Below are 6,023 nucleotides of genomic sequence, written 5' to 3' on the forward strand. Positions count from 1 at the left end.
ATAATAGTGGGGAATCTCATAGAAAATGCTCTGGAGGCCTGTGACAGATCTATGAAAAACGGTATAGAGGTCTATCTGAAAGAAAGTGATGAGGACATTTTGATAATGGTCCTAGACACTGGATCGCCCATAGCCTTTGATGTAGAAAAGATATTTGAAAAGGGAATATCCTCTAAAAAAGGGAATACAAGAGGATCCGGTCTGGCTCTGGTAAAGGAGAAAATCGACCTTTACGGCGGTGAGATGCAGGTGAATCAGAAAGAGGGCACCAAGACATTTAAAATAAGAATCTATAAAGGAGATACCGATGATAAAAGTCATAATAGTTGAAGACGACCCTATGGTAAAGATGATCACGGAAAAATTTGTATCTTCTACCGGTGAGTTTACTGTGGAAGCTTCTTTCGGAGACGGAGAAGAAGCCTATAAGTATATCTCACAGGGAAATGGAGAACTTCTGATTCTGGATATGTATCTTCCGGGAATGGACGGTCTCACACTGCTAAAAAATCTGAGGGAAAATGAGGTATGGATAGAGACCATCTTTGTCACAGCTGCAAGTAATCTGGAAGAGATCGAGAAGGCCTCTCAGCTGGGGGCCCTGGACTATCTCATAAAACCCTTTAGTTTTGCACGGCTCAGGAGCTCTTTTAAAAAGTATCTGGATAAAAAGGAAACCACCTATGGAAAAGAGTGTCTCACCCAGGAAGATGTGGACAAAATATTTCTCACTGATAAAAAGAATGTGGCCACATCTAAGGGTATACATGAAAGTACACTCAATAAAATTATGAATATTCTGGAGGAAGACAGGTCAAAAGAGTGGTCCACGAAAGAGGTGGCTCAGAAGATGGATTCCAGTGTGGTAACTGTGAAAAAGTATCTGGATTACCTCACAGAAACAGGGAAGGTAGAGAGTACTCTTCACTATAAAAGTGTCGGAAGGCCTCAGTACAGATATAAAATAACAATATAAATAAACGATCCAGTAGAAGTTATCCCAAAATTAAAAAATCAAATAAGAAGACAGGATAAAGGATTTAAATGAATTAAAAAATTTTACTTAAAAGATAAATTCCAGGAAAAGAAAGAGGCTTACAGGGTTGGGATAAGCTTATTTTACTGGATTCGTTCTTAATACGGGTTAAAATAAATTATTAAATTTAATATTGTTTAAAAAAGGTTGCTAAAAAAAGTGCAATCTTTTTTTATTTTAAAAACCTTTTAATAAGTTTAATATTATTTACTATTCCGAATGCGAAGTGTATCATCTTAATGAGGATGAAATGTTCGAAAGGAGGAAGTGGAAACAGATTTTCACTGAGAATCATCACGATCATCTTGAAGAGCACAAATTTAAAAAAATAAATAAATAAAATTGAAACAGGGAGGGGAAATATGGAAAATACGAGTGTTTTACAGGAAGCTCAGAGTAATCAGTACAAACTTATGGGGATAGAGATGAAATATTTTATTCCTATCACAATTGTAATATTTGCAGCAACATACTTAGGTGCACTTCCTAAGGGAATGCTGGGGGCATTTCCGCTTATGATGATACTGGGGGCGGTATTAAATGAGATAGGGAACAGAACCCCTATAGTCAAAGATTATTTCGGAGGAGGGCCTATAGTAATAATATTTGCCTCGGCGGCACTTATCTCCTATGGTGTGATACCGGAGAGTGCCCAGAACATAATGACCTCTTTCATGAAGGGTGAAGGATTTCTGAACTTCTATATAGCTGCTCTTATTACAGGTAGTATTTTAGGAATGAACAGAAAGCTTCTTGTCAAGGCGGCTCTCAGATATCTTCCGGTAATAATAGGGGGAGTGGCATGTGCTATCCTTCTCACTGGAGCCACAGGAGCTCTTCTAGGATACGGATTCAAAAAAGCCATATTCTACATAGCTATACCTATAATGGGTGGAGGTATGGGTGCAGGTGCAGTACCTCTGGCTCAGATGTTTGGTCAGGCTATGAGCAAAGATCCTGCAGAACTTCTGTCTGTAATGGTTCCTGCAGTTGCACTGGGTAATGCCATGGCAATAGTGGTAGGCGGACTTTTGAGTAAAATCGGAAAGAAAAACAAGACTCTCAGCGGAGACGGAAAACTTCTCAAAGACCAGTCTAACGATATAGATGTAAATGAAAAAGAAAAAGAGCTTAAAATTAGTTTTGAAAATATGGGAAAAGGTCTTTTATTTGCCTGTACATTCTTTATTTTTGGAAAAATTCTTGCAAAGTATATAAATCTACACCCATATGCTCTTATGATCCTGTCTGTAGCTGCAGTAAAGACATCAGGACTTATAAAAAGAGAATATGAACAGTGTGCAGCACAGTGGTTTCAGTTTATTATGAAGAACTTCACTCCTGCTCTCCTTGTAGGTATAGGGGTGGCTTACACTAGTCTTGATGCAGTTATAGAGGCCTTCAGCCCGACTTATCTTCTTCTTGTATTTACAACTATAGTAGGAGCTGTAATAGGAACTGCTGTAATAGGACATTTATTAGGATTTTACATGATAGAAGGTTCTATCACAGCCGGTCTGTGTATGGCAAATATGGGTGGTACAGGTGACGTAGCGGTACTTTCTGCAGCAGACAGAATGGAACTTATGCCTTTTGCTCAGATCTCATCAAGAATAGGTGGAGCTTTCATGCTAATCCTCACATCAGCCTTATTAAAATTCTTCTTGTAGAAAAAAGGAAGGTTATAAGGACTAACGTATACATCATTATGAGGTGATGTAAATGTCAAAACTTGAACATTTGAAGAATGAGATGAAAAAAAAGGGGTATCAGATAACTGAAGAAACTCCTACTTTAGGTGAAATTTCACTCCGAGAAGGAAGAGGAGGACATCTGATAATGGAGATAGAGGATCTCGAACGTGAAAAGATCAAAAATCTCCTGAACAGCCTCCATTGCCGAACTATGATAAGAGTTAAAGATGACGGAAAAACTCAGTTTATAATAAAAATGTAGGCAGTGTCTGTAAAGGACACTGCTTTTTAATTAACTGATAATATATGTATCTATATATATCATAAATATCTGTTCTTGACTTGGGACTAAAACTTAAGTATAACTGTATTATTCATTTGAAAAGATCTGTGTCGTAAAATACTTTCAAGGTCTTTTATTATGAGGATTCAGCAGAGTTTTTAGTTAAATTATTTTTAAAAAAAATTATAAGAGCCATAACAAAATTATACATACAAAACAATACTCGGAGGGATACATGAAGGCAAAAAAGCAAAAAATAAAAAAAATAGCAAAAGAGATCGGGAAAAAAATACTGATAATTTCTTTGCCGATTTTAATCTTTTCTGGTTTTTTACTTGGCTCACTATATCGTTATGAAATAAAAAGATCCACATCAAATCTGATAGGAAGCCTGTCAGGTAAGACTGATGTATTTGAGGATACAGTTCATTATCTTTTTGAAGAGACCTTCAGAGATATATACATTATAAAAAATTCCAATGAATTTCAAAATTATGTGAAAAGCCAGAACATTCCAAATAAGCTGGAGGTTCAGCACCTCTTTGAAAGATATATGCTGAACAAAGAGGACTATCTCCAGGTCAGGTTTATAAATCTAAAAGGGGACGAAGTTATCAGAGTGGAAAGGGAAAGAGACAAGGGGATTCCCGGACCCACTGTGGACGAGGAACTTCAGTCGAAAAAAAATCGTTATTATTTTGGAAATACCATGAGTATAGGGGCATCAGATATCTATGTCTCAAATCTTGATCTCAATATAGAGTATGAAAAGATAGAGGAACCGCATCTTCCTGTCATAAGATTTTCCTCTCCTGTGGAAAATAATAAGGGAGAAATAATAGGTATCCTGATAATCAATTTTAAAGGTCAGAAATTTCTGGATACATTTGAAAATTATCTGAAAATCAACAACCCCTTAATTGAAATATCCCTCACTGACAGCAACGGGTATTATCTGTTTAACAGGGATAAAAGTAAAAATTTCGGTTTTATGTTTGAGGGTGATACAAAGGAATACAGGTTAGAAAAGGAGGCTCCTGAACTCTGGAAAATGATAAACTCTTCCTCTGAGGAACACTTTGAGACAAAGGAAAGAGTATTCTATTTTAAAAAAATAGATCCGGTATTCAAAAAGAATATATGTTTTGATAACAAAAAATTTTACTGGAATGTCGTGGCATCTCTGGAAAAAGAAAATCTGCCGGAGCTTTATCCGGACATATTCATATTTAAGAAAAATATAAAATTCTATATTTTACTGGGAATATTTTCTATATCTGCTACTATAACAGCACTGCTTCAGCTCAAAAAAAAGGAGAGTATACAGCTTTATTTGGCAGAACTGATACTGGGTTATGTAGATGAAGCAGTCTTAATCACAGATTCTAAGGGTAACATACTGGATTTTAATGACGAATTTCTCAATTTCACAGATATACCTAAAGAGGAGATTCTAAGCTCAGATACAAGCCTATTTGAACTCAATGTAACTCATCCTGAAATTTACAAGGATATAAGGAAGAAAATTACCAAGGGCAAAAAGTGGACAGGGGAACTCTGGCTCAAGAAGCAGGACAATTCAAAATACCCGGCCATTCTCACCATAAACAATGTGATAAATCCAAAGAATAAAAATACAGAGTATTATGTGTGTGTAATAAAAGATCTGACTTCTGAAAAACAGAGAGAAGCGGAGATTGAATATCTGCTGACACATCACTCCAAGACAAGACTTCCCAATGAAAACCTCATAAGGCAGCTTATCGATGAAGAGATAAAAAATAACAGCGGGTTCAGCCTTATATACATAAAGCTTAAAAATTATAATGACCTGGAGATAAAATACAATGATGAATTTTTAAGTCTTATTTACGAAAACATAATAGAAAAAATAGAATCAATAGTTAATGAAAAAGAGAATATCGCTCATTTATCAACGGATACCTTTATAGCTATATGCAAGACCTCTACTAATAAGCTTCTGCTAAATAAATCCATGATTGAACTTTTCAAAGGGATAAAATCAAGCATAAATATAAAAGGGGCAAATGTTCACTTAGAATTTGAGATGGGATCTGTCATATTCCCGGAACACGGAGATTCATCCAGGGAACTTCTGAAAAAGGCTCTGTTCTCTATAAAGGCACTTAAATTTTATCCTGAGCGTAGCTATATCATCTACCATAAAAGTATAGAAAAAAGTGTAAGGAGAGAGCTTGATATAGAGGAAAACCTTGCTTCAGCATTGGAAAACAATGAGTTTCAAGTCTACTTTCAGCCCCAGATTAACAGCAGTACAGAAACTATAAATGGTTTGGAGGCTCTGATTCGTTGGAACAGCCCAATCCTGGGAAATGTTTCTCCACTGGAGTTCATACCCATTGCAGAGGAAAAGGGAATGATAAATAAAATCGATATGTGGGTAGTGGGAGAGGTCGCCAGACTTACCAAAATGTTGAAACTCGATGAGTACAAAGAAATTAAAATTTCCGTAAACTTATCGGCCTATGATTTTAAAAATGATTTTCTTGTGGAAGATGTGGTTGCCATACTTGATTTTCACGGTCTTGACCACGCTCAGTTTGAGATAGAGCTCACAGAGGGCACGCTGATAAGTGACCATGAATACGTAAGTACAAAATTAGAAGAATTTAAAATGTACGGAATAACCGTGGCCATTGATGACTTTGGGACAGGTTTTTCCTCTATGAGTTATCTGAAGAAACTAAACTTTGATAAACTTAAAATAGACAGATCTTTTATAAAAGACTATCCGAAAATGGACAACGGCTCTATTGCCGAGGTAATAAGTTATCTGGCACAAAAGCTGAATGTAAATCTCATCGCCGAAGGGGTGGAGACTGTGGAACAGCTGAAATACCTTCAGAGTATAGGGTGTATGAATATACAGGGTTATTATTATAGTAAGCCTTTATCACATACAGATCTGGATATTTATCTGAAAGAACATCTTGGAAAAAAGAGGTTATCTGAAAATATTTCAGAAGAA

Annotated in this window: 5 protein-coding genes; all 5 read left to right on the forward strand. The window is 36.1% G+C overall.

Going from position 1 to position 6,023, the window contains the following annotated elements:
• Positions 1-330: sensor histidine kinase (locus ABZA26_RS05610; protein ID WP_372713535.1), on the forward strand; the 330-nt coding region annotated here is incomplete at its 5' end.
• On the forward strand, positions 308-976 hold the full coding sequence (locus ABZA26_RS05615) for a response regulator (RefSeq protein ID WP_372713536.1): 669 nt from the start codon (positions 308-310) through the stop codon (positions 974-976). The genes ABZA26_RS05610 and ABZA26_RS05615, both read left to right, overlap by 23 nt.
• Before the next feature lie 422 nt (positions 977-1,398).
• On the forward strand, positions 1,399-2,706 hold the full coding sequence (locus ABZA26_RS05620; RefSeq protein ID WP_372713537.1) for a 2-hydroxycarboxylate transporter family protein: 1,308 nt from the start codon (positions 1,399-1,401) through the stop codon (positions 2,704-2,706).
• 52 nt (positions 2,707-2,758) lie between these two features.
• Complete coding sequence (locus ABZA26_RS05625) at positions 2,759-2,992, forward strand: hypothetical protein (RefSeq protein ID WP_372713538.1); 234 nt, start codon at positions 2,759-2,761, stop codon at positions 2,990-2,992.
• A 256-nt stretch (positions 2,993-3,248) separates the two neighbouring features.
• On the forward strand, positions 3,249-6,023 hold a 2,775-nt coding region (locus ABZA26_RS05630), incomplete at its 3' end, for an EAL domain-containing protein (protein WP_372713539.1).

The organism is Ilyobacter sp., from assembly GCF_041583315.1.
GTDB lineage: Bacteria > Fusobacteriota > Fusobacteriia > Fusobacteriales > Fusobacteriaceae > Ilyobacter.

Coding starts and splice junctions, on each gene's coding strand:
- ABZA26_RS05615 (WP_372713536.1), top strand. CDS start 308: ATGATAAAAGTCATAATAGTTGAAGACGACCCTATGGTAAAGATGATC.
- ABZA26_RS05620 (WP_372713537.1), top strand. CDS start 1,399: ATGGAAAATACGAGTGTTTTACAGGAAGCTCAGAGTAATCAGTACAAA.
- ABZA26_RS05625 (WP_372713538.1), top strand. CDS start 2,759: ATGTCAAAACTTGAACATTTGAAGAATGAGATGAAAAAAAAGGGGTAT.